This window comes from Kribbella sp. NPDC051770 (assembly GCF_040681455.1).
GTDB lineage: Bacteria > Actinomycetota > Actinomycetes > Propionibacteriales > Kribbellaceae > Kribbella.
The window spans coordinates 18,516-41,031 of the sequence record NZ_JBFAYT010000011.1 but is presented as its reverse complement, the minus strand read 5'-3'; the positions used below and the strand labels follow the sequence as shown (position 1 = coordinate 41,031).

Annotated in this window: 22 protein-coding genes; 9 read left to right on the top strand and 13 right to left on the bottom strand. The window is 69.6% G+C overall.

Annotation, left to right across the window (positions count from 1 at the left end; all coding sequences use genetic code 11):
• Positions 1–353 precede the first annotated feature (353 nt).
• The 4 genes from AB0M01_RS30490 to AB0M01_RS30475 all read right to left on the bottom strand — a co-directional run bounded on the left by AB0M01_RS30490 (position 354) and on the right by AB0M01_RS30475 (position 4,646).
• Positions 354–1,256, bottom strand: coding sequence for a carbohydrate ABC transporter permease (locus tag AB0M01_RS30490; protein ID WP_363675585.1), 903 nt, complete (start codon positions 1,254–1,256; stop codon positions 354–356).
• Positions 1,249–2,193 (bottom strand): sugar ABC transporter permease, encoded by a 945-nt coding sequence (locus tag AB0M01_RS30485; protein ID WP_363675583.1) that lies wholly within the window; start codon positions 2,191–2,193, stop codon positions 1,249–1,251. The genes AB0M01_RS30490 and AB0M01_RS30485 overlap by 8 nt, the downstream gene beginning before the upstream one ends.
• Positions 2,190–3,461: an extracellular solute-binding protein gene (locus AB0M01_RS30480; RefSeq protein ID WP_363675581.1), complete on the bottom strand. Its 1,272-nt coding sequence runs from the start codon at positions 3,459–3,461 to the stop codon at positions 2,190–2,192. The genes AB0M01_RS30485 and AB0M01_RS30480 overlap by 4 nt, the downstream gene beginning before the upstream one ends.
• Before the next feature lie 111 nt (positions 3,462–3,572).
• Positions 3,573–4,646: a LacI family DNA-binding transcriptional regulator gene (locus AB0M01_RS30475; RefSeq protein ID WP_363675579.1), complete on the bottom strand. Its 1,074-nt coding sequence runs from the start codon at positions 4,644–4,646 to the stop codon at positions 3,573–3,575.
• A 92-nt stretch (positions 4,647–4,738) separates the two neighbouring features.
• Between AB0M01_RS30475 and AB0M01_RS30470 the strand changes: the two genes are divergently transcribed.
• Both AB0M01_RS30470 and AB0M01_RS30465 read left to right on the top strand, forming a co-directional pair.
• Positions 4,739–5,359, top strand: a complete 621-nt coding sequence (locus AB0M01_RS30470; RefSeq protein ID WP_363675577.1) for a DUF624 domain-containing protein — start codon at positions 4,739–4,741, stop codon at positions 5,357–5,359.
• 57 nt (positions 5,360–5,416) lie between these two features.
• Positions 5,417–6,913 carry a DHA2 family efflux MFS transporter permease subunit gene (locus AB0M01_RS30465; RefSeq protein ID WP_363675575.1) on the top strand — a complete coding sequence of 499 codons (1,497 nt, stop codon included), beginning with the start codon at positions 5,417–5,419 and terminating at the stop codon, positions 6,911–6,913.
• A gap of 145 nt (positions 6,914–7,058) precedes the next feature.
• Here AB0M01_RS30465 and AB0M01_RS30460 read toward each other — a convergent pair whose 3' ends face one another.
• Positions 7,059–7,472 carry a hypothetical protein gene (locus AB0M01_RS30460; protein ID WP_363675573.1) on the bottom strand — a complete coding sequence of 138 codons (414 nt, stop codon included), beginning with the start codon at positions 7,470–7,472 and terminating at the stop codon, positions 7,059–7,061.
• A gap of 124 nt (positions 7,473–7,596) precedes the next feature.
• Between AB0M01_RS30460 and AB0M01_RS30455 the strand changes: the two genes are divergently transcribed.
• Positions 7,597–10,023, top strand: coding sequence for a Tex family protein (locus AB0M01_RS30455; RefSeq protein ID WP_363675571.1), 2,427 nt, complete (start codon positions 7,597–7,599; stop codon positions 10,021–10,023).
• Positions 10,024–10,193: 170 nt separating this feature from the next.
• On the opposite strand, the gene AB0M01_RS30450 is transcribed toward AB0M01_RS30455, so the two are convergent.
• Positions 10,194–10,568 carry a hypothetical protein gene (locus tag AB0M01_RS30450; RefSeq protein ID WP_363675569.1) on the bottom strand — a complete coding sequence of 125 codons (375 nt, stop codon included), beginning with the start codon at positions 10,566–10,568 and terminating at the stop codon, positions 10,194–10,196.
• Between the two features lie 125 nt (positions 10,569–10,693).
• On the bottom strand, positions 10,694–12,061 hold the full coding sequence (locus tag AB0M01_RS30445) for a cytosine permease (RefSeq protein ID WP_363675568.1): 1,368 nt from the start codon (positions 12,059–12,061) through the stop codon (positions 10,694–10,696).
• 51 nt (positions 12,062–12,112) lie between these two features.
• Between AB0M01_RS30445 and AB0M01_RS30440 the strand changes: the two genes are divergently transcribed.
• Positions 12,113–13,309: an MFS transporter gene (locus AB0M01_RS30440; protein ID WP_363675566.1), complete on the top strand. Its 1,197-nt coding sequence runs from the start codon at positions 12,113–12,115 to the stop codon at positions 13,307–13,309.
• On the opposite strand, the gene AB0M01_RS30435 is transcribed toward AB0M01_RS30440, so the two are convergent.
• Positions 13,306–14,082, bottom strand: a complete 777-nt coding sequence (locus tag AB0M01_RS30435) for a GNAT family N-acetyltransferase (RefSeq protein ID WP_363675564.1) — start codon at positions 14,080–14,082, stop codon at positions 13,306–13,308. The two genes, AB0M01_RS30440 and AB0M01_RS30435, sit on opposite strands and share 4 nt — an antisense overlap.
• A gap of 9 nt (positions 14,083–14,091) precedes the next feature.
• Positions 14,092–14,520 carry a helix-turn-helix domain-containing protein gene (locus AB0M01_RS30430; protein ID WP_363675563.1) on the bottom strand — a complete coding sequence of 143 codons (429 nt, stop codon included), beginning with the start codon at positions 14,518–14,520 and terminating at the stop codon, positions 14,092–14,094.
• A gap of 67 nt (positions 14,521–14,587) precedes the next feature.
• Here AB0M01_RS30430 and AB0M01_RS30425 point away from each other — a divergent pair, with 67 nt between their 5' ends.
• From AB0M01_RS30425 to AB0M01_RS30415, 3 genes are all read left to right on the top strand, one after another.
• Positions 14,588–15,961 (top strand): MFS transporter, encoded by a 1,374-nt coding sequence (locus AB0M01_RS30425; protein WP_363675561.1) that lies wholly within the window; start codon positions 14,588–14,590, stop codon positions 15,959–15,961.
• Between the two features lie 341 nt (positions 15,962–16,302).
• Positions 16,303–16,488 (top strand): hypothetical protein, encoded by a 186-nt coding sequence (locus AB0M01_RS30420; RefSeq protein ID WP_363675559.1) that lies wholly within the window; start codon positions 16,303–16,305, stop codon positions 16,486–16,488.
• Complete coding sequence (locus AB0M01_RS30415; protein ID WP_363675557.1) at positions 16,485–16,796, top strand: recombinase family protein; 312 nt, start codon at positions 16,485–16,487, stop codon at positions 16,794–16,796. Before AB0M01_RS30420 ends, AB0M01_RS30415 begins: the two co-directional genes overlap by 4 nt.
• Positions 16,797–16,942: 146 nt before the next feature.
• Here the strand turns inward: AB0M01_RS30415 and AB0M01_RS30410 are convergent, their stop codons facing one another.
• Together AB0M01_RS30410 and AB0M01_RS30405 are read right to left on the bottom strand one after the other, a co-directional pair.
• Positions 16,943–17,713 (bottom strand): hypothetical protein, encoded by a 771-nt coding sequence (locus tag AB0M01_RS30410; protein WP_363675555.1) that lies wholly within the window; start codon positions 17,711–17,713, stop codon positions 16,943–16,945.
• The gene (locus tag AB0M01_RS30405) at positions 17,706–17,867 is read right to left on the bottom strand and encodes a hypothetical protein (protein WP_363675553.1); all 162 of its coding nucleotides are present in this window, start codon (positions 17,865–17,867) and stop codon (positions 17,706–17,708) included. Before AB0M01_RS30405 ends, AB0M01_RS30410 begins: the two co-directional genes overlap by 8 nt.
• Positions 17,868–18,228: 361 nt before the next feature.
• Here AB0M01_RS30405 and AB0M01_RS30400 point away from each other — a divergent pair, with 361 nt between their 5' ends.
• Positions 18,229–18,633, top strand: coding sequence for a GAF domain-containing protein (locus tag AB0M01_RS30400; RefSeq protein ID WP_363675551.1), 405 nt, complete (start codon positions 18,229–18,231; stop codon positions 18,631–18,633).
• Here AB0M01_RS30400 and AB0M01_RS30395 read toward each other — a convergent pair.
• Positions 18,622–19,422, bottom strand: coding sequence for a methyltransferase domain-containing protein (locus tag AB0M01_RS30395; protein WP_363675549.1), 801 nt, complete (start codon positions 19,420–19,422; stop codon positions 18,622–18,624). The genes AB0M01_RS30400 and AB0M01_RS30395 overlap by 12 nt on opposite strands.
• A gap of 228 nt (positions 19,423–19,650) precedes the next feature.
• Between AB0M01_RS30395 and AB0M01_RS30390 the strand changes: the two genes are divergently transcribed.
• Positions 19,651–20,547, top strand: coding sequence for an aminoglycoside phosphotransferase family protein (locus AB0M01_RS30390; protein WP_363675547.1), 897 nt, complete (start codon positions 19,651–19,653; stop codon positions 20,545–20,547).
• On the opposite strand, the gene AB0M01_RS30385 is transcribed toward AB0M01_RS30390, so the two are convergent.
• Positions 20,534–21,547 (bottom strand): hypothetical protein, encoded by a 1,014-nt coding sequence (locus AB0M01_RS30385; RefSeq protein ID WP_363675545.1) that lies wholly within the window; start codon positions 21,545–21,547, stop codon positions 20,534–20,536. The two genes, AB0M01_RS30390 and AB0M01_RS30385, sit on opposite strands and share 14 nt — an antisense overlap.
• Positions 21,548–22,516 lie beyond the last annotated feature (969 nt).

Genomic DNA, 22,516 nt, shown 5'->3' with positions numbered 1-22,516 from the left:
GGGCCGGGCTGAAATCCTTCGGGATTCCCCAGAAAAAGGTGGAGGAAACGTGTAACACACTTCACCTTGTGACGATAAAAGGTCTGAGCGGCCTGGCTGGGGGGCTTGGTGGACGCTCCGGTGCTTCTTCGGGATCACCGGTTGTGAGGTGGGGGCCCCAGCAGGTGCTCGCCCGGGGCGGGGCGAGCACCTGCACCAGGGGACCTCACCGAAATGGGGGGTAGTAACAGGGGGGAAGCAGTACAGGGGGAAACAACGGGGAACTCTCCAGGGGGGCCTGAGAGCGAACCAAACGAAAGAGCCGGCGTCGACCAGGTGGGTCGACGGCGGCTCTTTCGTTTGTCCAGGGCCGGTCAGCCCTTGATGCCCACGTTCGCCATCCCCTCGACGAAGCGCCTCTGGGCGAAGACGAACATCACGATCATCGGCAGCGTCGCCAGCGCGGTCCCGGCCATCAGGTACGGCCACTGCACCTCGGCCGGGTTCTGGGCGAAGATCGCCAGGCCCAGCTGGAGCGGGCGCATCGAGTCCGACGTGGTGATCATCAACGGCCAGAGGAAGCCGTTCCAGGCCGCCTCGATCTGGAACACGCAGATGGTGATCAGCGCCGGCTTGATCAGCGGGGTCATGATCCGCCAGAAGATGCCGAACTCGCCGAGCCCGTCGACCCGGGCCGCCTGGGCCAGCTCGTTCGGGACCGACACGTAGAACTGCCGGGCCAGGAAGGTGAACAGCGGCGCCGCGCCCAGCGGGATGATCAGGCCCCACCAGGAGTTCAGCCAGCCGATGCCGCCCTGACCGAGGATGTTGTTGCCGCCGAACAGCGGGATCGACTTCACGATCAGGAACAGCGGCACCAGCAGGATCTGGAACGGCACCAGCAGCAGCGTGATGAAGTACGCCAGCAGCGCCTTCGCGCCACGGATCGGCAGCTTGGCCAGCGCGTAGCCGGCCGTCGTACAGACCGCCAGCGTGAACGCCGTCTCACCGACCGCGATGAACAGGCTGTTGCGGAAGTAGCGCAGGAACGGCGCGGTCTGCATCGCCTCGACGAAGTTGCGCCAGCGCAGCTCGCCGGGCAGCCAGGAGAACTTGGCGATCTCCAGCTCGTTCTTGAACGCCGTCAGCACCATCCACAGGAACGGCATGATCATCAGGATCGCGCCGACCGTCAGGACGACGTACAGCAGGATCCGGCCGATCCGCAGCGTCGACGGCTTGCTCTCGCCGACCACGGACACCGTTGCGCTAGTCATTGACATCCGCCCTCTGCAGCAGGCGTCCGAGACCGATGAAGATCGCGATCAGGATCATCATGATCACCGTCTCGGCGGACGCGAAGCCGAGTCGGAGTGCCTGGAACGCGTTCTGGTAGATGTCGAGCACCAGCACCGTGGTTTCGGTGCCGGGACCGCCCTTGGTCATCACGTAGACCAGGTCGAACACCTGGAAGGTGCCGGCGATCGAGGTGATCAGGACGAAGAACTGGACCGGGCCGAGCGCCGGCCAGGTGACGTTCGCGAACTTCTGCCAGCGACCGGCACCGTCCAGCGACGCCGACTCCAGCAGGTCCCGGGAGACCCCCTGCAGCGCGGCCAGGTAGATGATGATCTTGGTGCCCAGGCCCTGCCAGATGCCGACCACCATCAGCGACGGCAGCGCCGTCCCCGGGTCGGACAGCCAGGCGCTCGGCGCGAAGCCGAACAGGCTCAGGAACCCGTTGGCCAGACCCGAGCCCGGGTTGTAGATCCACAGCCAGATCGTCGCCACGGCCACGGTCGCGGTGACGGTCGGGATGTAGAAGGCGGTCCGGAAGAAGCCGAGGCCGCGGATCTTCTGGTTCAGCCCGAGCGCGATCAGCAGCGAGATCGCCATCGAGACCGGGATCACCACCACGGCGTACAGGATCGTGTTGACCAGCGCGGCCCGGAAGTCCTGGTCGCGGAACAGGTCGGTGTAGTTCTGGAAACCGACCCAGGCCCAGGAGTCACCGAAGCTGTAGTCGGTGAAGCTGAGCACCACCGCGGCGATCACCGGGATCACGATGAAGATCCCGGAGTGCAGCAGGGCGGGGGCGATCAGCAGCCAGCCGGCCCGGACCTGGCTGCGGATCAGCTTGCGGCTGTCCTTGCCAGGGGCAACGGTACGGGGGGTCGCGAGGGCGGGTCCGGTACGTTCGAGAGTGGCGCTCATCGGGACTGTCCTGCCAGGTTGGCCAGCACCTTGGCGGGATCCTTCTGACCGAGGACCGCCTGGGTGAGCTGGGCGTCGAAGTTGGCCCGCATCTCCAGCCAGTTCGCCGAGCCGCCCTCGTAGATGGCGAGCTCGAGTCCGCCGGCGACGAACTTGCTCAACGGGTTGGACTGGGCCTGCGGCGAGTTCACCGCGTCCTTGTACGCCGGGATCTTGCGGTTCAGCTTGGCGATCGCGTCGACGGTCGCCGGCTCGGTCAGCGACTCGATGAACGACCAGGCCGCTTCCTTGTGCCGGCTGCGGGAGCCGATCGAGGCCAGGTCGCCACCGACGAACTCGACCTCGGTGCCGCTGTTGAACCGGAAGAACTTCAGGTCGTCGCAGTTGGCCTGGCCGACACCCTTCTCGGAGCAGTCGACGGCCCCGCCGACGATCCCCATCGCCGCGTCACCGGTCAGCACCAGCGGCTGCGCCGAGGCGTTCTGCTGGCCGTACGGCTGGACGTTGTTGATCATCGACTTCAGCCAGTTCAGCGTCTCCAGGCCCTTCTCGTTGGAGTAGTTGGCCTGGCCGTCCTTGTACAGCGGCGTCCCGGTCGAGGCGAGCAGCGTCGTGTAGGTCTGCCGGAAGCTGGTCGGCGCGGCCAGGTCGAAACCGGACCGGGTGATGGTCCCGTTCGCGTCCCGCTTGGTGAGCTTCTCGGCGGCCACCTTGATCTCGGCCATCGAGGTCGGCGGCTTGTCGGGGTCGAGCCCGGCTTCCTTGAAGGCGCTGATCCGCAGCGCGGCGGCGCGCGCGTCGGCCAGCAGCGGGTAGGCGTAGATCTTGCCGTCGTACGACGCCGACGGGATCAGCGCGCCGATGCTCTTGTCCCGGATGGTGTCCGCGGTGACCCCGTAGTCGCCGAGGTCGGCGAACAGCCGCTTGGAGGCGAAGGTCTGGATCCAGCCGACGCCGGTCACCATCACGTCGTACGGGATGCCGGCCGCGATCGAGGTGGAGATCTTCTCGTTCAGGTTGCCGTAGGTCGCGTAGTCCGGCTCGACCTTCATCTTCGGGTACTTCTTGTTGAAGTCTTCCGCGACCTTCGCGAACGCCTTCCGGCCGTCGTTGCTGGCCGGGAACGACGGGAGCAGAACCCGCAGCGTCCCGGTCGCCTCGGCAGGCGGGACGCCGTCCGTACTCTTGTCGATCACCCCGTTGCCACAGGCGCTCGCGACCAGTCCGACCGCGGCCACGAGCACCGCCAACCCAGCACCACGTCTCACAGGGGAACTCCTTCGCTGCCGTGCGCGTCCGGGCGGGTGACGACCGGCGCACCGAGTGCAGCGAAAGTATGGGAAAGGGCTTTCCCCGTCAATACCCTGGCGCTCGAATGATCAAATTCGATCAGCGAGTGCCGCTCCACAGGACTCGCGGACACGGAGTTCCGGCAGGAGGCTCAGGTGCTGGGTCGCCGATCGGCGGCCCGGAGCGCCCTTCAGGCGGCGCAGCAGCAGCTCGCAGGCGGTCTCGCCGAGCTGCAGCTTCGGCGGGCAGACCGCGGTCAGCGGTACGACGGCCAGCGCGGCGGTCTCGTCGTTGTACGCGATCACGGCCAGGTCGTCGGGCACCCGCAGCCCGCGCTCCATCGCGCGCTCGACCAGCCGCGCCGCGTGCTCGTCGGAGTGCACCAGGACCGCGTTCGCGCCGTGCGCCTCGCACTCGGCCAGGAACGCATCGAGCTTCGCGACCGTGTCCGGGTCCTCGCCGCGGGCCGGCAGCACCACCGGCGAGACGAACAGGTCGACGCCGAGCGCGGCCGCCGCCTCCGCGATCCCCTTCCGCAGCCAGTACGCCGTGACGCTGGCGTTCAGGTTGATCCCGATCCGGCGGTGGCCGAGCGAGACCAGGTGCCGCAGCGCGAGCATCGCGCCGTACGCGTGGTCGGTGCGGACGTGGTCGTACTCGTGCAGCGCGTCGGGGAAGCCGAACGCGCGCTCCATCAGCACCACCGGTACGTCGATCGCGTCCAGCCGCGGGCCGACCTCGCCGGCCCGGCTGTCCCCGAGCGCGGTCGCCAGCAGCAGCCCGGCGACGCCGAGGCCGAGGATCTTGTCGATCCGCTCGGCCTCGACCTGCTCGTCGTACCCGGAGACGCCGAGCACCAGGCGCGCGCCGTACCGGTCGGCCATCGCCTCCGCGCCGCGGATCACGTCGGTGTAGTAGAACGTCGAGCTCGGGACGACCAGGCCGACCGTCAGCTGGCTGCCCGGCGTCGTGGCGCCGGCCGAACCGGTGCCGACCGCGCCGCCGTGCACGCGGCGGAGCAGTCCGGCGGCATCCAGCTCGGCGAGGTCACGGCGTACTGTGATCGCGGACACGCCGAGCTCGGCGGCCAGCTCGGCCACCCGGAGACGCCCGTGCCGGCGCAGGCTGCGCAGGATCAGCTCGTGACGCTCCGGTGCGAGCATGCTCGGCCCCCAAACGATGGTCGTTGTGATCTGACCGTGATTGTTTGTGATCATACGATCATCTGTGTGCCGACGAACCAGGAGGAACCGCTGTGAGTGAGGCCGGCCGCCGGACCAACGTCGTGATGGCCAAACTGTCGCTGGTCGGTGACCTGCTGATGCTGCAGCTGACCTTCCTGCTGCTCAGCTTCGGCATCGTCACCCTGTTCCCGGCCGCGTTCGCGTTCCAGCGGGTGCTGCCGTACGCGATCGGGCAGGAGCACCCGGCGCTGATGCGCCGGTTCTTCGGTGAGTTCAAGTGGTGCTTCAAGCGGTTCTGGCTGTCCGGGCTGGCCCTGTACTTCGGCGGCGTGGCACTCGCGTTCGGGCTGTTCTTCTGGGCCTCCACCAACGGACCGGTCCGGATCGCCGCGCTCGCCGTCCTGGTTCCGCTCAGCGGGATGATCGTCGGGCTCTACCTGAGCGCGCTCGCGGTGATGCCGGACGCCGAGGACGACGCGACCACGCGCAGCGCGTTCCGGTCGGCGAACCTGTTCCTGCTCCGGCGGTCGCTCGCCGTGGCCGGTGGTGTGGTCGGGCTGGCCACCTGGTTCCTGGTGATCGGGCGGCTCCCGACACTGTTCGTGATCGGCTCCGGGCTGGTGCCGGCACTGATCGCGTACTGGATCGCGAAGCCCGCTCGCCGAAAAGAATCGGGGACCGTGTCGATCTGAGCCGCGCTGGTTCGACGTAGGGGTGTAAGCAAACCTACGGATCAGAGGAGAACCAGCATGTACGCGACCACCGAATCCCTGGCGACGCCGCCGGCCGTGCAGGGCGGCGGCAGGTCCCGCTGGCTCGCCCTCTACACGCTCTGCGCGGGCATGTTGATGATCGTGCTCGACGTGACCGTGGTGAACGTGGCGCTGCCCGCGATCCAGGACGACCTCGGCTTCACGAGCTCGTCGCTCGCCTGGGTCGTGAACGCCTACCTGATCGCCTTCGGCGGCCTGCTCCTGCTGGCCGGGCGGCTCGGCGACCTGCTCGGGCGGCGGAACATCTTCGTCGCCGGTCTGGCGCTGTTCACCGCCGCGTCGGTCTGGTGCGGGCTGGCCGGGTCGCAGGAGATGCTGGTCGCGGCGCGCTTCCTGCAGGGGGTCGGCGGCGCGCTGACCTCCGCGGTGATCCTCGGCATGATCGTCACGCTGTTCCCCGAGCCGCGCGAGCAGGCCAAGGCGATCGGCGTCTACGCGTTCGTCGCCTCCGCGGGCGGGTCGATCGGGCTGCTCGCCGGTGGTGTGCTGACCCAGGCGATCAGCTGGCACTGGATCTTCTTCATCAACCTGCCGATCGGCATCGCGACCGCGTGGCTGGCTGTGCGGCTGATCGGTCAGGACAAGGGTCTTGGTCTGGGCCGCGGGACCGACGTACCGGGTGCTGTGCTGATCACCGCGGCGCTGATGGTCGGCGTCTTCACCATCGTCAGCCCGGCCGCCGAGCTCGGGTGGACCGCGCCGCGGACGATCGCGCTCGGCGCGCTCACGCTGACGCTGCTCGCCTGCTTCGTCGTACGGGAGTCCACTGCCGCCAACCCGCTGGTGCCGCTGCGGATCTTCCGCTCCCGCACGCTGACCGGCGCGAACCTGGTCCAGGCGCTGTCGTCGTCCGGGATGTTCGGGATCTTCTTCCTCGGGTCGCTCTACCTCCAGCGCGTCCTCGGGTACGACGCTCTGGAGATCGGCCTCGCGTTCCTGCCGACCACGCTGGTGATGGGCCTGCTGTCCGTCCGGTACTCCGAGAAGCTCGTGATGCGCTTCGGCCCGCGCCGCCCGCTGATCGCCGGCCTGTCGCTGATCGTCGTCGGCCTCGCCCTCTTCACCCAGGCGCCCGTCGGCGGCAGCTACGTCGTGCACGTGCTGCCGGTCCTGATCCTCCTCGGCCTCGGCGGCGGCGTCTGCTTCCCCGCGCTGATGGGCCTGTCGATGTCCGACGTGAAGCCCGAGGACGCCGGTCTCGCCTCCGGCCTGATCGGTACGACGGCCGAGGTCGGCGCCGCCCTGGGCCTCGCGGTCCTCGCCACCCTCTCGGCCACCCGCACCGAGTCCCTGGCGGCTGCCGGCAAGCCGGCGTTGGACGCGCTGACCAGCGGTTTCCACTACTCCTTCGCGGTAGCCGCCGTGATCGTCGCGGCCGCGGTCGTCATCGCCTGCACGCTGATGCGCCCGAAGGTGTCGGAGGCCAAGACCGCCGAGGCCGCCGAAGCCGCCGAGGCCCTGGAAGCCGTCTGACCGCCAGACATCACGTCGGGCTCGGATCAGCCGTCGGGGCCTCGAACACCTCCTGGGGGCCTCGGACAGGTCATAACTTGTCCGAGGTCCCCGTTTTCTGTCCGCGCCCCCGGGTCCTGGCCGACCGGGCGGCGCGGCGGGTTGATCAGTGGTGGGTGTCGGCGGCTCGCGCGTGACGGCTGCGCTCCCGGACGATCCCGATGACGGCAAGCAGGACACCAGAAGGGACGCCGACGAGCAGGCCGATCCGCTCGCCGCCGAACTCCGACACCAGTGCAAAGCAGCAGGTCACCAAGAGTGCGGCCACGATCGCGCCGTACAGGACAGGGTGGGCCCGTGCCCACCGGTCCACGCGTCCGTCGGCCAAGGGCTTCGCGCCGACGGTGGCCCCGAGGGCCATCAAGCAGATGAACGCCGCGAACGCGATCTCGTGCGGGGCGTGGTCGTCGGGCAGGTTGACCAGTGTCACCACCGCGAGCCCCACGCTCCCGAAGCGCACCAGGCGCGGTGGTGGCTCCAGCGAGCCGTCCTCGAGCATCGTCCAGCCGATCCCCCTCATGACCTCGGATGATGCGGGGCCGGTTCCGGGTTTGTCCACAAGCCCGTGGGGGCGAGGTCGTGGAATGGGGGTGGGATGGGGAAGGATGTGGGCCAGTCAGTTGGACGTAGAGGGGAACGGCACAGTGGGTTTGCAGTCGATCGAGCAGCGGATCGCCGACGAGTTGGGGGTCGGGGTCGGGCAGGTGAAGGCGGCGGTCGGGCTGCTGGACGAGGGTTCGACGGTTCCGTTCATCGCGCGGTACCGCAAGGAGGTCACCGGGGAGCTCGACGACGCGCAGCTGCGCGATCTCGAGGAGCGCCTGCGGTACCTGCGGGAGCTCGAGGAGCGCCGGAAGACGGTGCTGGAGTCGATCGAGAGCCAGGGCAAGCTCGACGACGCGCTGAAGGCGTCGATCCTGGCCGCGGAGACCAAGTCCCGGCTCGAGGACATCTACCTGCCGTTCAAGCCGAAGCGGCGGACCAAGGCGATGATCGCCCGCGAGGCCGGGCTGGAGCCGCTCGCGGACGGGCTGCTCAGCGACCCGTCGTACGAGCCGCTGGCCGCGGCCGCGGTGTTCGTGAACGCCGAGGCCGGCGTCGCCGACCCGCAGGCGGCGCTGGACGGCGCCCGCGCGATCCTGGTCGAGCGGTTCGCCGAGGACGCCGACCTGATCGGTGAGCTGCGGGAGCGGCTCTGGTCGCAGGGCCGGCTGGCCTCCACGGTCCGCGAGGGCAAGGAGACCGACGGCGCGAAGTTCTCCGACTACTTCGACTTCGACGAGCCGTTCGGCAAGATGCCGTCGCACCGGATCCTGGCGATGTTCCGCGGCGAGAAGGAGGACGTGCTCTCGCTGAGCGTCGAGCCGCTGCCGGCCGGTGTCGAGGTCGACGGCCCCACGGAGTACGAGACGACGATCGCCCGCCAGAACGGCATCGAGAACCAGGGCCGTCCGGGCGACAAGTGGCTGGTCGAGACGGTCCGCTGGGCCTGGCGGACCAAGATCCTCGTGCACCTCGGCATCGACCTGCGGATGCGGCTGCGGCAGACCGCCGAGGACGAGGCGGTCCGCGTCTTCGCCGCGAACCTGCGCGACCTCCTGCTGGCCGCCCCGGCCGGGACGCGCGCCACGATGGGTCTCGACCCGGGCTTCCGGACTGGTGTCAAGGTCGCCGTCGTCGACGCGACCGGCAAGGTCACCGCGACCGGCGTCATCTACCCGCACGTCCCGCAGAACCAGTGGGACAAGTCGATCGCCCAGCTGGCCGCGCTGTGCGCCGCCCACCAGGTCGACTTGATTGCCATCGGCAACGGTACGGCGTCCCGCGAGACCGACAAGCTGGCCGCCGAGCTGATCGCCAAGCACCCGGAGCTGAAGCTCACCAAGGCGGTCGTCTCCGAGGCCGGCGCGTCCGTCTACTCGGCGTCGGCGTTCGCCTCGCAGGAGCTGCCCGGCATGGACGTGTCGCTGCGCGGCGCGGTCTCGATCGCGCGCCGGCTGCAGGACCCGCTGGCCGAGCTGGTGAAGATCGACCCGAAGTCGATCGGCGTCGGCCAGTACCAGCACGACCTCCCGGAGAACTCGCTGTCCCGCTCGCTGGACGCGGTGGTCGAGGACTGTGTGAACGCGGTCGGCGTCGACCTGAACACGGCGTCCGCGCCGCTGCTCACCCGCGTCTCCGGTATCACCCAGGGCCTGGCCGACAACATCGTCCAGCACCGCGACACCTACGGGCCGTTCGCGTCCCGTACGGCGCTCAAGGAGGTGCCGCGGCTCGGCCCGAAGGCGTTCGAGCAGGCGGCCGGCTTCCTGCGGATCCCCGACGGCGCCGACCCGCTGGACTCCTCCAGCGTGCACCCGGAGGCGTACCCGGTGGTCCGCCGGATCCTGGACAAGACCGGCTCGGAGCTGAAGGCGCTGATCGGGAACACCGCGGCGCTGCGCTCGGTGAAGGCCGCGGATTTCGTCGACGAGACCTTCGGTCTGCCGACCGTGACCGACATCCTGGCCGAGCTGGAGAAGCCGGGGCGCGACCCGCGGCCGGCGTTCAAGACCGCGTCGTTCGCCGAGGGTGTGGACAAGATCGGCGACCTGAAGCCGGGGATGAAGCTCGAGGGCCAGGTCACCAACGTGGCGGCGTTCGGGGCGTTCATCGACATCGGTGTGCACCAGGACGGGCTGGCCCACGTGTCGGCGCTGTCGAAGAACTACGTGAAGGACCCGCGCGAGGTCGTCAAGCCGGGCGACATCGTCAAGGTGAAGGTGCTCGAGGTCGACATCCCGCGGCAGCGGATCTCGCTGACGCTGCGGCTGGACGACGAGGTCGGTGCGCCGACGTCCGGGCGTTCGGGCGGCGGGCAGAACCGCGGCCAGGGCGGCGGCGGTCGCGGGCCTGGTGGTCAGGGTGGACGCGGGCCGGGTGGTCAAGGCGGTGGTCGTGGTCCGGGTGGCCAGGGCGGGCGTGGTCCGGGTGGACGCGGCCCGGCCGGTGGTCAGGGCGGCAAGGAGACTCCGATGGACGAGGGGTCCCTTGCGGACGCCTTCCGGAAGGCCGGGTTCACGGTGCGCTGAGCGTACGACGTACTGGAACCGAGGCTCGGCAGTTGCTGCCGCGGCCGGCAGCTGCCGAGGGTCGGCAGTTGCCGGCCGGCAGCTGCCGAGCCTCGGTTGCCTCGGGCACCTGAACGCGCACGTGGGGGTGAAGACGGTGGTGCCGTCGTCGACCCGGGCCTCGGCGTTGCTCAGATGCGGATGGTCTTCTTCGCCGAACAGCTCTTGTACCCGGTGCGCGTGTTCGTGTTGCACACGTAGACGTCGATCCGGGAGCCGGCCCCCATGAAGGGTCCACGGGCGACCGCGCCTCCGTGGCAGCTGCCGTCCGAGAGCGTGTGCCAGACGCCCGAGATCGTGTAGTGCAGCACCGCCCCTCGCGCGTCACAGCTCTTGTCGGTGACGAGCAGAGTGACGGCCTCGCTGGCCGCGACGGACACCTGCCCCGACGCACCGCCGTCCGGCGAGGTGATGAACGTCGTGGCGGCATGCGCCGGGCTTGCCACCACCACCCCGCTCAGCAGTACCGCGCCTCCTACGAGTGCCCCCAGTGCACGTGCCTTCATCAGTCCTCCGCGAGAGATCTCCCGAGCAGGCTCGCGCCCGCCCGCTGGATGGGTCGCGACAGTACGAGTCGTCGCCGACGGGTCGCTGCCCGTACCGCACCCGTACCGCGAGGCCGAGCGGGGACTCAGGTGTCGATGGGGGCCGGGGTCCGGCGGGACCAGAGGTAGTAGATCGCCGCGGTGACGGCCAGGCCGATCAGCCAGGAGATGTCGGCGCCGCCGAGGGCCTCGGTGATGGGGCCGGTGTACAGCTTCTGGGCCAGGAAAGGGATCTGTGCCGCGATGCCCACGGCGTACGAGATGAGCGCGACGGCGTTCCAGCGCCCGTACCGGCCGTCGGGGTCGTAGAGCGCGGGGACGTCGACGCGTTCACGGGAGATCAGGTAGTAGTCGATCAGGTTGATCGCGCTCCACGGCGTGAAGACCATCAGCAGCACCAGCACGAAGTTCTTGAAGTTGTCCAGGAAGTCCGCCGAGGCGAAGATCGCGACCAGCACCGACACAAGTAGGAAACAGCTCGTGTACGCCGCCCGCGCGGCCGGGCCGATCCGCGTCGCCCGGCTGAACGCCGACACCGTGGTGAGCAGCGTCATCGAGCCGCCGTACGCGTTCAGGCAGTTGACGGCCAGCTTGCCGACGACGATCACCAGGTAGATCAGCAGCGCGACGCCCGCCGGACCGGCCAGGTCGCCGAGGTAGCCGACCTGGTTCGCCAGGAACCCGGCGCCGCTGGCCGCGACCAGCGCGCCGAGCGTCATCGACCACTGCGACCCGATCACGCTGCCGAGGAACGTCGCGAGGAAGGTCGTCCGCTCGGGGGTGTCGGCGGGCAGGTAGCGCGAGTAGTCGGCGACGTACGGGCCGAAGGTGAGCTGCCAGCCGGCGCCGAGCGAGATCGCGAGCAGGAACGTGACGACGTCGAACGGCTTCGCGCCGAGCAGCGCGCCGACGTCGGCAGTGATCAGCAGGCGGATCCCGAGGTAGGTGAAGCCAAGGATGCCGAGGACCGTCGCGACCCGGCCGAGCAGGTGGATCCAGCGGTAGCCGAGCGTCGCGATCACCGCGGTGAGGACGCCGAAGACGATGATCCCGACGGCCGCGGTGTCGACGTGCAGGATCTTGTTGACCGCCTGCCCGGCCAGGACCGTGCCGGTCGCGGCGAAGCCGAGGTACATGATCACGACCAGCACCAGCGGTACGACGGCGCCGTACACGCCGAACTGGGCGCGGCTGGAGATCATCTGCGGCAGCCCGAGGCGCGGGCCCTGGGCCGCGTGCAACGCCATCACGATGCCGCCGAGCACGTTGCCGATCAGCAGGCCGACGATCGCCCACAGCGCGTCGGCGCCGAACACGACCGCGAGGGCGCCGTCGACGACCGCCGTGACCTGCATGTTCGCGCCGAACCAGAGCGTGAACTGACTGACCGGAGTCCCGTGCCGCTCGGCGGCCGGGACCACGTCGATGCTGCGCCGCTCGATCGCCTCTGCCATGTCCTCCAGGTTGCCCGCGACAACCAGTCTCTAACGCCCTAGTGTCGAGCGGTGAGCATCTGGGGGAACCGGGACTTCCGGCTGGTGTGGGGCAGCGGGACCGTGTCGGGCGTCGGGTCCTGGTTGCTGGTGGTGGCGATCCCGTTCCACGTGTTCCAGCTGACGGGATCGGCAGCGGCGACGGGGCTGACCTTGGCGTTGGAGGCGCTCCCCGCGCTGGTGCTGGGACCTTGGGCGGGGGTGCTGCTGGAGCGCTGGGACCTGGCGCGGGCGATGTGGGTCGCCGATCTGGTCAGCGCGGCCGCGGTCGGGCTGATCCTGTTCGCCGATCGGCCGGAGCGGCTGTGGATGATCTACCTGGCCGTCCTGGTCGAGAACATCGCGACGACGGTCTTCCGGCCGGCGTCGCGGGCGCTGCTGCCGAGCGTCGTCGGGACCGGACGAGAGCTCGCGGCAGCGAACGCAGCGCGGGCGTTCGCGGGGAGCGCGACACGGCTCGGCGCTCCACCGCTTGGCGCACTGCTGCTCGCCGGCCCGGGGATCGAGTTCGTGCTGGCCGTCGACATCGCCAGCTATTTGTTGTCAGCGGCAATGATCGCCGCGGTCCGGACCCGGCCGGAACGGGCCGAGCAGACGCCGATGCGACCGCTCGCCGGGCTCCGGTACGCCGTACGGTCGAAACCGCTGCGCGGCCTGCTGGCCGGAAACGGCGTCTTCCTCACAGCGAACGCCGGCCTGACCGCACTGCTCGTGCCGCTGATCGTCGAACGCCTGCACGCTCCGGGCTACGCGGTCGGCTACGTGTTCTCCGGGCTCGGCGCCGGCTACCTGTTCGGCGCCGCGATCAGCGTGAAAGCCCTGTCCTGGTTGGGGATCCGTGACCTGATCGCCACCACCCAGCTCGCCACCGGCGCGGCGTTCTTCGCGCTGGTGAACGCCCCGAGCATCCCGTGGGCTATCGCGGCCGCCGTGCTGATCGGGCTGCCAGGCAGCGTCCTGCTGATCACGACCGAGACGACCGTGCAGCGCGTGACCGCGCCGAACATGCTGGCCCAGGTCGGCGCGCTGTTCTTCGCGGTCGACGCGCTGGCGGCGGTCGTCGGCGCGCTCGCGGCGCCCGCGCTCACACTGGTCGCCGAGCTGCCGCTCACGCTCAACCTGCTCGCCGCGTTCGCCGTACTGGCCGCACCGATCACGCTGTACGCCGTACCGGGGCATCCGGGCGAGCTGACGCGGAAGCCCTCCTAGACCAGGTCTTCCAGGTGCCCGCCCGGGTCGCCGAGGTGGACGGCCGTTGCCTTGGGCTCGTAACCGAGGCGGCGGTAGATCCGGTCGGCGCCTTCGTCGCCAGGCGTCAGCCAGGCGAGATCGGCGCCGGCGGTCTCGAACGCCACCCGCGTCGCGTACGCCGTCGCCAGAGCGCCCAGACCGCGACGCCGGTGCGAGTGCACCGTGCCGACCCCGGCGACCTCGGTGACGCCGTCGGCGACAGCGGTCCAGGAGGCGGTCGCGACCGGCGCGCCGTGGTCGCGGATGAGGACGGCGCCGCCGTTGGCTGGGTCGGGCTGGAAGGTGGTGGTGACATCGTCGGTCTCGTAGGCGTCGGCGGCCACCGCAGTGGACGCCGCGTGGTCGTCCTCGGACCCCACGAACGACGCGGTGACGCCCTCCGGCAACGAAGGCACGACCAGCCCGGCCGGCTCGACCGCCAGCAGCGGCGGCCGCGCCCGCACGATCATCCCGTACTCGGTCAGCGCCTCCGCGAGCCCCGGATTCGCCTCCTCCACAAGCTCCGCGTGCACCCACCGCCCCTCGGCAGCGAACGCCTGCCGAATCGTGTCGAGCGCCCACGACACCTCGTCCGGATCGAACGGCGTCCCCGGATCGGCCGCGAGCATGGACGACAGGAACCACACATCCTCGTCGTGCAGCAACCCGACAAGCGGACCCGCGACGATCTGACGGCGGCTCCGAGACAACCCTGACAACTGAGCGGCGGCAATCCGCGCGGCGATCCCCATCCCCCGACCCTAGACGCTGCCTCGTTCCATCAGCGCGCGGACGTCGTACGCCGCCCGCGCGGTGGCGATCTCGTTCTGGTGCGTCTCGGTCCAGGTGACCAGCGACTGGATCGTCGCGTGCAGCGTCACGCCGAGCGGGGTGAGCTCGTAGTCGACCCGCGGCGGCACGACCGGGTGGACGGTACGCCGTACCAGCCCGTCGCGCTCCAGCTGCCGCAGCGTGACCGTCAGCATCCGCTGGCTGACCCCGTCGATGGTCTTCTTCAGCTCGGTGAAGCGCAGGCTGCGGCTGTCGAGCAGCGCGATCACCAGCAGCGACCACTTGTCGCCGATCCGGTCCAGGATCTGTCGGACCTCACAGTCCTCCCGGGTGTCCCACTGGAAGGCGTCCTCGGTGCAGCAGGAGTAACCCGGTTCCTTTGAAGTGCCTTCTTCCATACTCCCCGATGGTTCCGCACGATGGTGTCAGTTACAAGAGAGAACCGAACCCTTGAGGAATCCGAATATGTCAACGAATCTCGGCCCCCGTGCGTGGGCCGTGCTGCTGGTGCTGTGCGGCGCGATCTTCCTGGAGGGCATCGACATCTCGATGATGGGCGTCGCGCTGCCGTCGATCCGGGCCGACCTCGGCCTGTCCACCGGCGAGCTGCAGTGGGTGGTCAGCGCCTACGTGCTCGGGTACGGCGGTTTCGTGCTGCTCGGAGGCCGCGCGGCCGACCTGCTCGGCCGGCGGCGGATGTTCGTCGGCTGGCTGGCCGTCTTCCTGGTCTTCTCCGGCCTCGGCGGGCTGGCGAACGACGGCTGGGTGCTGATCCTGGCTCGCTTCGTCACCGGTGTCGCGGCCGGCTTCATGACGCCGGCCGGACTGTCGATCATCACCACCAGCTACCCGGAGGGCAGGCAGCGCAACCAGGCCCTGCTCGTGTACGCCGGGATCGGCGCCGCCGGCTTCTCCCTCGGCATGGTCGTCGGCGGCCTGCTCACCGCGGTCGACTGGCGCTGGGTCTTCTTCGCGCCGGTGCTGTTCTCCGCAGTCCTGCTGACCGCGGCCCTGGCCCTGCTCCCGAAGGAAGCGGCGGTGCGCACGAAGCTCAGCGGCTTCGACCTGCCCGGCGCACTCACGCTGACCGGCGCGATGATGCTGCTCGTCTCGACCGTCGTCCGGGCCCCTGACGTCGCGGCCGGCCAGACGGCCGGGACCGCGATCGCAGGCCTGCTGCTGCTAGTCGCGTTCGTCGCGATCGAACGCCGTACGGCGGAACCGCTGGTCCGGTTCGGCATCCTGCGCAACGCCGGCCTGATCCGGGCCAACCTCGGCGCCGTGGCGCTGGTCGGGTCGTTCGTCGGCTTCCAGTTCATCGCGGTGCTCTACCTGCAGGAGCTGCGGCACTGGTCCGAGCTCGAGACCGGCCTGGCGCTGATGGTGATCGGCATCGACTCGATCCTCGCGCCGACGCTGACGCCGTGGCTGGTCAACCGCTTCGGCAACGGGCGCGTGGTGCTCGGCGGGTTCGGGTTCGCCGTGGCGGCGTACGCGTTGTTCCTGCCACTCGGCGCGGACTGGACCTATCTCGCGATGCTGCCGACGTTCCTGCTGCTGGGGCTGGCGTTCTCGCTCACGTACGGCCCGCTGACGATCGCCGCGACCGACGGCGTCGCGGAGGAGGAGCAGGGGCTGGCCGGTGGCGTGCTCACGACGTCGTTCCAGTTCGGGGCGGCGCTCGGCCTGGCCGTCGTCGCGGCGGTCCTCGCCACGGCCGACGAGCTGACCGTCGCCGACTTCCGGACCGCGCTCGTCGTACCGCTGGCCGGCGCCCTGCTCGGCCTCGCGGCCGGTGCTCCGGGCCTTCGCGTACGGCGTACTGTGGCCGCTCGATAGCGCAGGGTTACCAGGACGTCCGACAATTCAGCGCTCATCGAAAACCCTTGGCGGGCGGCCGAATCGTTACCGGTAAATCCCTGCAAACAATCTTGACAGCGGCTCGCCGGCCAGGGCCCCGGAACCGGTCCCATCCCTGCCTGACCAGGGGTTTTCCTTCGCGCGTCAGGGACGGCGTAAGGCCTCTGTAAAGGTCCTTGCCGGTCTATTCCCGGGATAGTGCTTTTTGAGGTGTTCTTTCCTTACCACCCGTGAGCACGTGAGATCGGTCACCGGCTTCCTCACTGTCGGCAACCATCTCGACGCCCATGGTCCCCTCACAGACCGAAGGACACGCCCCCATGACCGAGTCGCTGGAGAACCCCGCAGAGCAGCGCCGCGTGCGGGTCTGGTTCGGCGCTCACACGATCGCCGACCACACCGCGACCGTTGACCAGGCAGCACAGTACGAAGAGGCCATGCGGCGGCGGTTCGCCTCGCTGCGGGTCACCAACGAGCCCGCTCTCGTCGGCAGCCCGGTCCGATGACCACCCGCCCGACACTGCTCGGCTACGTCCGCGCCGACGCGCTCAGCTGCGCGGAGGAGCTGGCCGCCGCGACCGATGCCCTGGTCGCCTACGCCACCGCCGAGGGGTTCACCCTCGGCACGGTCTACACCGAGCGGGACGCCGCCCAGTCCGCCGCGTTCAACGCGCTGCTGGACGAGGCGAAGCGGACCGACGTCCGCGCGGTCGTCGTACCGACGCTGCAGCACGTCGGTACGGCCGGGTCGCCCGGGGCGGCCCAGCACCTCGAGTTCCACCAGGCCCAGACCTGGGCGGCGAGCCCGAGGTAACCCCTCAGCAAGCGGAGCCGCCGTCTTGACCCCTGCATCGGCGGCGGTTCCGCTCTCCAACCTCCACAGCTGCACCGGGAGTGCCCGGGTGGTAGTGGACCAACCAAGGCCCCACCGGCTGCTACCGGTGGGGCCTTGTCGTTGCCTCAAGCAATGATCTTGTAGCCGTAGCGCTTCATCACGGCGGCGGTGCCGGCGTCGAACCGGCCGGTCACCGGGAGCTTGAACTTCTGCTGGATCTTGCGGGTCATCTGCTGGAAGTGCACCCGCCACGGGACGCCGGCCGGCGGGCGGGTCTCGTGGACGCCGATCGCCGCGACCTTCGGGTGCGCGGCCCAGGCCAGCACCTGGGCGCGGTCGGCGCCCCAGACGCCGCTCATCGAGTCGTGCGTGCGGGCGTACTCCATCGCGCCGAGCGAGATCGTGGTGTTCGGCTGCGGCGGGGCGACGGCGGCGGGCGGCGTACCGGGGTGGTGCTTGAGGTAGATCTCCCAGGTCATCCCGTAGTAGCCGGGCGGACCGTCGTCGGCGCCGCGGTTCGCGAGACCGTTCTTGCGGCGCTTGTACTCCGCGATCTGGTGGGCCGCACCGCGGGAGAGGTCCTTGTCGCCGGCTGCGATGGCGTGGACGTGGAACGGCCAGTTGCCCTGCGCCGGCGTACGCAGCCAGGCAGCGAAGCCGACCTGGCGCATGGCGAGGACGACCGCCTTGCGCTGTACGGCATTCAGATGCTCGACGGCAAGGTCGACCGCGCCGCCGCCGTCGTGCGTGCCCGCGGAGGCGGCGACGCCGCCCTGGTTGTACGAGCCCTGGATGATCGTGAACGGCACCTTCGCCAGCTTCTCGGCGGCCTGGAGCATCGCGACGGTCCGCGTGCAGAGCGCGGCGCCCCGCCAGGACATCCTTGCCTCAGGCATCAATCGCCTCGCCGGTCGCGGCGAGCCCGGCGTTCTCAGCGGCGTTCTCGCCGGCGCCGAGCAGCAGCGCCGCGTCCTCGGCCGCGCCCAGGGTCTCCAGCTCGTCCAGGTCGGCCTCGAGCAGCTCGTCGTCGTACGGCCGTGCGTCGGTCATCGTGCACCTTCCCCCACCTCACGTCCGGGGCCTCCCCTGCCCACGGAACCGCCGTTCAGCGTAGGCAGCGCCGGGTCATCCGTCCATGGCGGCGCGAGCGTTACAGGTTCCAGCGTTCGAGGAATGCAAAGTTTTCGCTCCGGACCGCGTGTGACGAGGTCGTGGTGGGGTACCTGTAGTCATGTCCCGCGGTTCAGTCGGCCCCATTCGGGCATGGGTGGAGCTCACCGAGCCGCGAGTTCTCCCACTGAGGGGCGGGAGAACGACCGAAGAGGACGGGCGCATCCCACGGTGCGCCCGTCCCCTGGCCACCCTCCACCGCCGCCCCCGGTGAATCCTCGTGCCGGTCTACCGCGCGCCGATGCGCTCCCGCCGCGACGACGTCCCCGAAGGTCTCGCCGTCGACCGCGCTCTCACGCTCGGCCTCTGCGGTATCGGCGGCATCCTCCAGCCACCACCGGCCACCCTCGACGATGCGGTCGCGCGGCTCAGCACGGCGTACGACGAACGCACGGCTCGCCGCCTGCAGCGCTTCGCCGAAGTCCCCGAGGGTGCGACGGTCTGGACCCGTGAGCCCGACGGGCTCTACCACCTCGGTCACCTCACCGGCCCGTGGAAGTACGACGCCTCGCCCGAGGCCGAAGCAGCCGACCTCGTGCACGTCCGGAGCTGTGTGTGGACCCCGGCACCCGACGTACCGGCTGCTGTCGAGTACGCGTTCTCCCGTGGTGGGCGGAACTTCCAGCGGATCCGCTCAGAGGGCTGAGGCGACGAACAGGTAGCGGTTGAGGCTGAAGAAGTAGGAGTCGGCCTGGCTGCGGAGGTCGTCGGCCCAGGCTTCGGCTTCCTCGGGGGTGATGCCGGCCCGGCCGGGAACGAAGGTGGAGACGATGTCGATCAGGCCGGCGCTGTAGGTGCGGTAGTCGAAGCCTGCGTTGAGCAGGGGGACGACCTGCAGGTGGGTGCGGGTGAAGCCGGCCTTGTCGAGGGACTCGCCGAGGGTGCGCGGGAGGTGCGGGTCCTGCAGGTGCTCCTCGAAGGCCTTCATTACGCGGGTCATCCGGGGGTCGTCGCCGGAGCGCCAGACGATCGAGCCCCAGTCGGTGTCGAGCAGCAGGACGCGGCCCGCGGGGCGCAGGACGCGGCGGATCTCGGCGAGCGCGCCGGCCACGTCGTCGACGTACTCGAAGACCTGCGTCGACACGACCACGTCGAAGCTCTCCGCGCCGTACGGGAGCCGCGCCGCGGACGCCTGCTCGAGCTCGACCCGCGGACCGTCCGGTACGTCGGCGCGCGTCCCCGCGATCGCGAGCATGCTGTCGCTGATGTCGACACCGCAGACCCGCCCCTCCGGGCCGACCTCGGCGGCCATCTCCGCCGCCAGCAGCCCCGGCCCGACGCCCACGTCGAGCACCCGGTCCCCCGGCCGCAGCGCGAGCGCCGTCCGCACGATCCGTCGCTGCTCGACCACGTCCGGGGTCGTGTACATCGCCTCGATCTGCCGCGACACCGCCGGGTCGAACTCCAGACTGCTCGTGCCATCCCCCTCAACCATGCTGCCCATCATGATCCGCCCGGCGCTGTCCGGCGAGGGCACACGCAAGGGCAGATCGGGGCAGCTGAGCGCAGTGATCGAGGCCCTGCAGCGCGTGACAGATCCGGCCGGTCGGCCGGCGACGGCGACGGCGGCGGCGACGGCGCAAGATGCGCCCGGGCGGCTGGAAGCGCGGGCCCGCCGAAATCCGGTCGGCACGCGACGGCCTGGCGCGCTAGCGTGCCGGGCGTGATCGAGTTGCCGCGGTCGTTCCTGGAGATGCCCCGCTGGTGGACCGAGGGCGCCGACTGGCTGGCGGCGCTGCCGGGCGCGATCGAGCAGCAGTGCGCGCGCCGGGGGCTGACCATCGCCGGCCCGCTCGCGCACGGCTCCAACGCGGTCGTCGTACCGGTCGAGCGCGGCAGCGAGAGGTTCGCGCTGCGGATGGCCCCGCCCGGCGACGAGGTCGCCGAGCAGACCACGGCGCTGCGCTGGTGGGACGGCCGGGGCACGGTCCGCCTGTACGACGCCGACGTCGCGCGCGGCGCGATGCTGCTGGAGTTGCTCGGGGAGCCGCTCGACGAGCGGCCGATCGGGGAAGCGGTCGAGGTGCTGGGTGGGTTGATGCGGCGCCTCGGGGTCGAGGGGCCGGCCGATGCCTTGTCCACACAGGAGATCGTGCAGGCTCGCGCGGCGGTGATGGAAGGCCAGATCGCGGGGCAGATCGGGGCAGTTCAGCGGCCCCGGATCGAGGCGGTTCCGCTGCCCTACCTGAGGGCCGCCCTCGCGGTCGCCGACGAACTGGTGAGTTCGTCAGCGACCGCGGCGGTGAACGGCGACCTGCACTCCGCGCAGGTCCTCCGCGGCGATCGCGAGCCGTGGCTGGTCGTCGACCCGGTCCTCTACCGCGGCGACATCGAGTTCGACCTCGGCCGGATCCTGTGGACCCGGCTCGACGAGATGGCCGGCGACGCGGAGATCCGGCGCTGCTTCGACACCGTCGTACGAGCAGCCGGCCTCGACCACTCGTACGCACGCGACTGGGTGATCTTCAGAACGGTCGACTACTGGCTCTGGGGCCTGAGCGTCGGGCTGACGACGGACCCGGTCAGATGCCAACGCCTCCTGGACGCTATGAGCCGGTAGTGCCGGCGAGGGCCAGGACTCCCGGGGCGGCGGTCAGCCCGGTGGCGTTGACTGTCCGGACCGTCGCCCACGAACCGTCCGAGCGCCGGATGGTGTGCCGGACGATCTGGCCGGAAGCTGCGAGGTCGATGATGCCGACCTGCAGCTCGCCGCCGACGTTCGCCGCGCTGATCGCCATCGGCCTGTAGTTGGCCAGGACGGTCACCTTCCTGAACCGCTGCCAGGTCGCATCCGCCCGGCGTACGGCGTGGTAGACCTCGCTGGAGCCGCTCACCACCAGCACGTGCAGCTGCGAGCCGATCCCGGCCAGGGCCACGTCGAGCACGCCGTTCGCGATCGTCCCGGCGCTGGTCTCGATGTTGCCCCAGCCGGTCCAGGTCCCGCTCGAGCTACGGATCGCGTGCAGGAGCTTGCCGCCCGCGAGGACCGCGGTGTCGATCGTCGTACCGACTCGTGTGGTGGCGACCCGGGTGATCGTTCCGAACGACCGGAGGGTCGTCCAACGCTCCTGCCAGCTCCCAGCCGACGAGCGGACGGTGTGGAAGAGCGCGGTGCCCCTTTCCGAAGCACCGAAGACGTGCAGCTCGCTCCCGAGCGAAGTCACCGCAACGTGGGGCGCACCCGTGGTCGGGCCTGACTGCGACGGGATGGGCGTGAATCCCGTCCAGGAACCGTCCGAGCCGGCCAGTACTCCGTGACTCGGAGCTCCGGTGTTGTGCGCCGCGACCAGGTGGGTGTCCGCGGACAGTCCTGCGGCCGAGACGCGGTAGAGCGTGCCGCCGGTCGTGTCGAGCTGCTCCCAGCTCGAGTCCCACGTGCCGTCCCCGGCACGCGTCCGGCGCATGAGGAGCCCGTTCGCCTGCCCCACCAGTACCTGCGCGTCAAAGTCGGCGGGAGCGGCCGCCGCCGGGGTGAACGCACCGAGGCGCGTGCCGACCACAGCGGCGGCAGGGACGGCGAGCAGCGAACGCGTGAACTGCCGACGGTTGAGCGAGACCATGTCGATTCCTTGATCCAGAAGAAGCTTGCGGACCAAGAAATTCTGCTCACCACCGAGTGCGCGCCGCTGCCCGTACTCCGCCCGTACCCGGTCCGGAGACGGCAACCCGAGTTCGCCGCGGGAGATACGAGTCTCCGACTCACAGCACTAGACCGGCAGCCTCAGCACCGGTCGAACACAGGCGAGTCAGCGAATGATTGCTTTCGCCCAACTGGCCCCAGCCCACGATGGATACGCCGCCTGTGCGAGCACGTGGTTCTTTCGCACCAGCAGCTTGGCGACCGGCTCAGGTCGGCCTTGAAGCAACGCGTCGTGAACCCGCCGTCCGATGCCCTTGCGTTCATGGTCGGGATGGGTGGCGAACTCACGGGACATGTACATCGGGACCGGCTCTGTCGGGAGATCCCACGAGAGGTACATCGAGTGCAAGTCATCCCAGATCGCGCCCTGTTGGTCGCATCGACTGCCATAGGCGTAGCCGACTATAGCGCCGGCGATTTCGCGTGGCGACCAACTCGAAATCGCGACCCGGAAGATACAGCTCGACCAGGCGAACCCAGAAATGATCCGGGTGAAACCAGCTGGTCAAGATCGCTCACACCGCTCTGACTATCTGTGTGGCTGGTACAGATCCAAGGACTTCATTGATCAAAGCAACGATTGGCCGAATCTGGCTCTTGCTCAGCAGGCCCTGAAGGGCGGCCGACGCGTGTTGCGCACCGGTCGCGACATCCCCGGAGTTCACCATCCACAGCAACCGTTGATCGCCCGGTCGTGCGCCGACTCGCCACTACACATGGCCCTTTGAGCTTTGTGGCGATCGCCACCTCCCTCAGCCCAGAACCAACCTCAGCCTTATACTGTTCTTCTCTCTGTTCTTCTCTCTGTTCTTCTCTCTGTTCTTCTCTCTGTTCTTCTCTCTGTTCTTCTCTCTGTTCTTCTCTCTGTTCTTCTCTCTGTTCTTCTCTC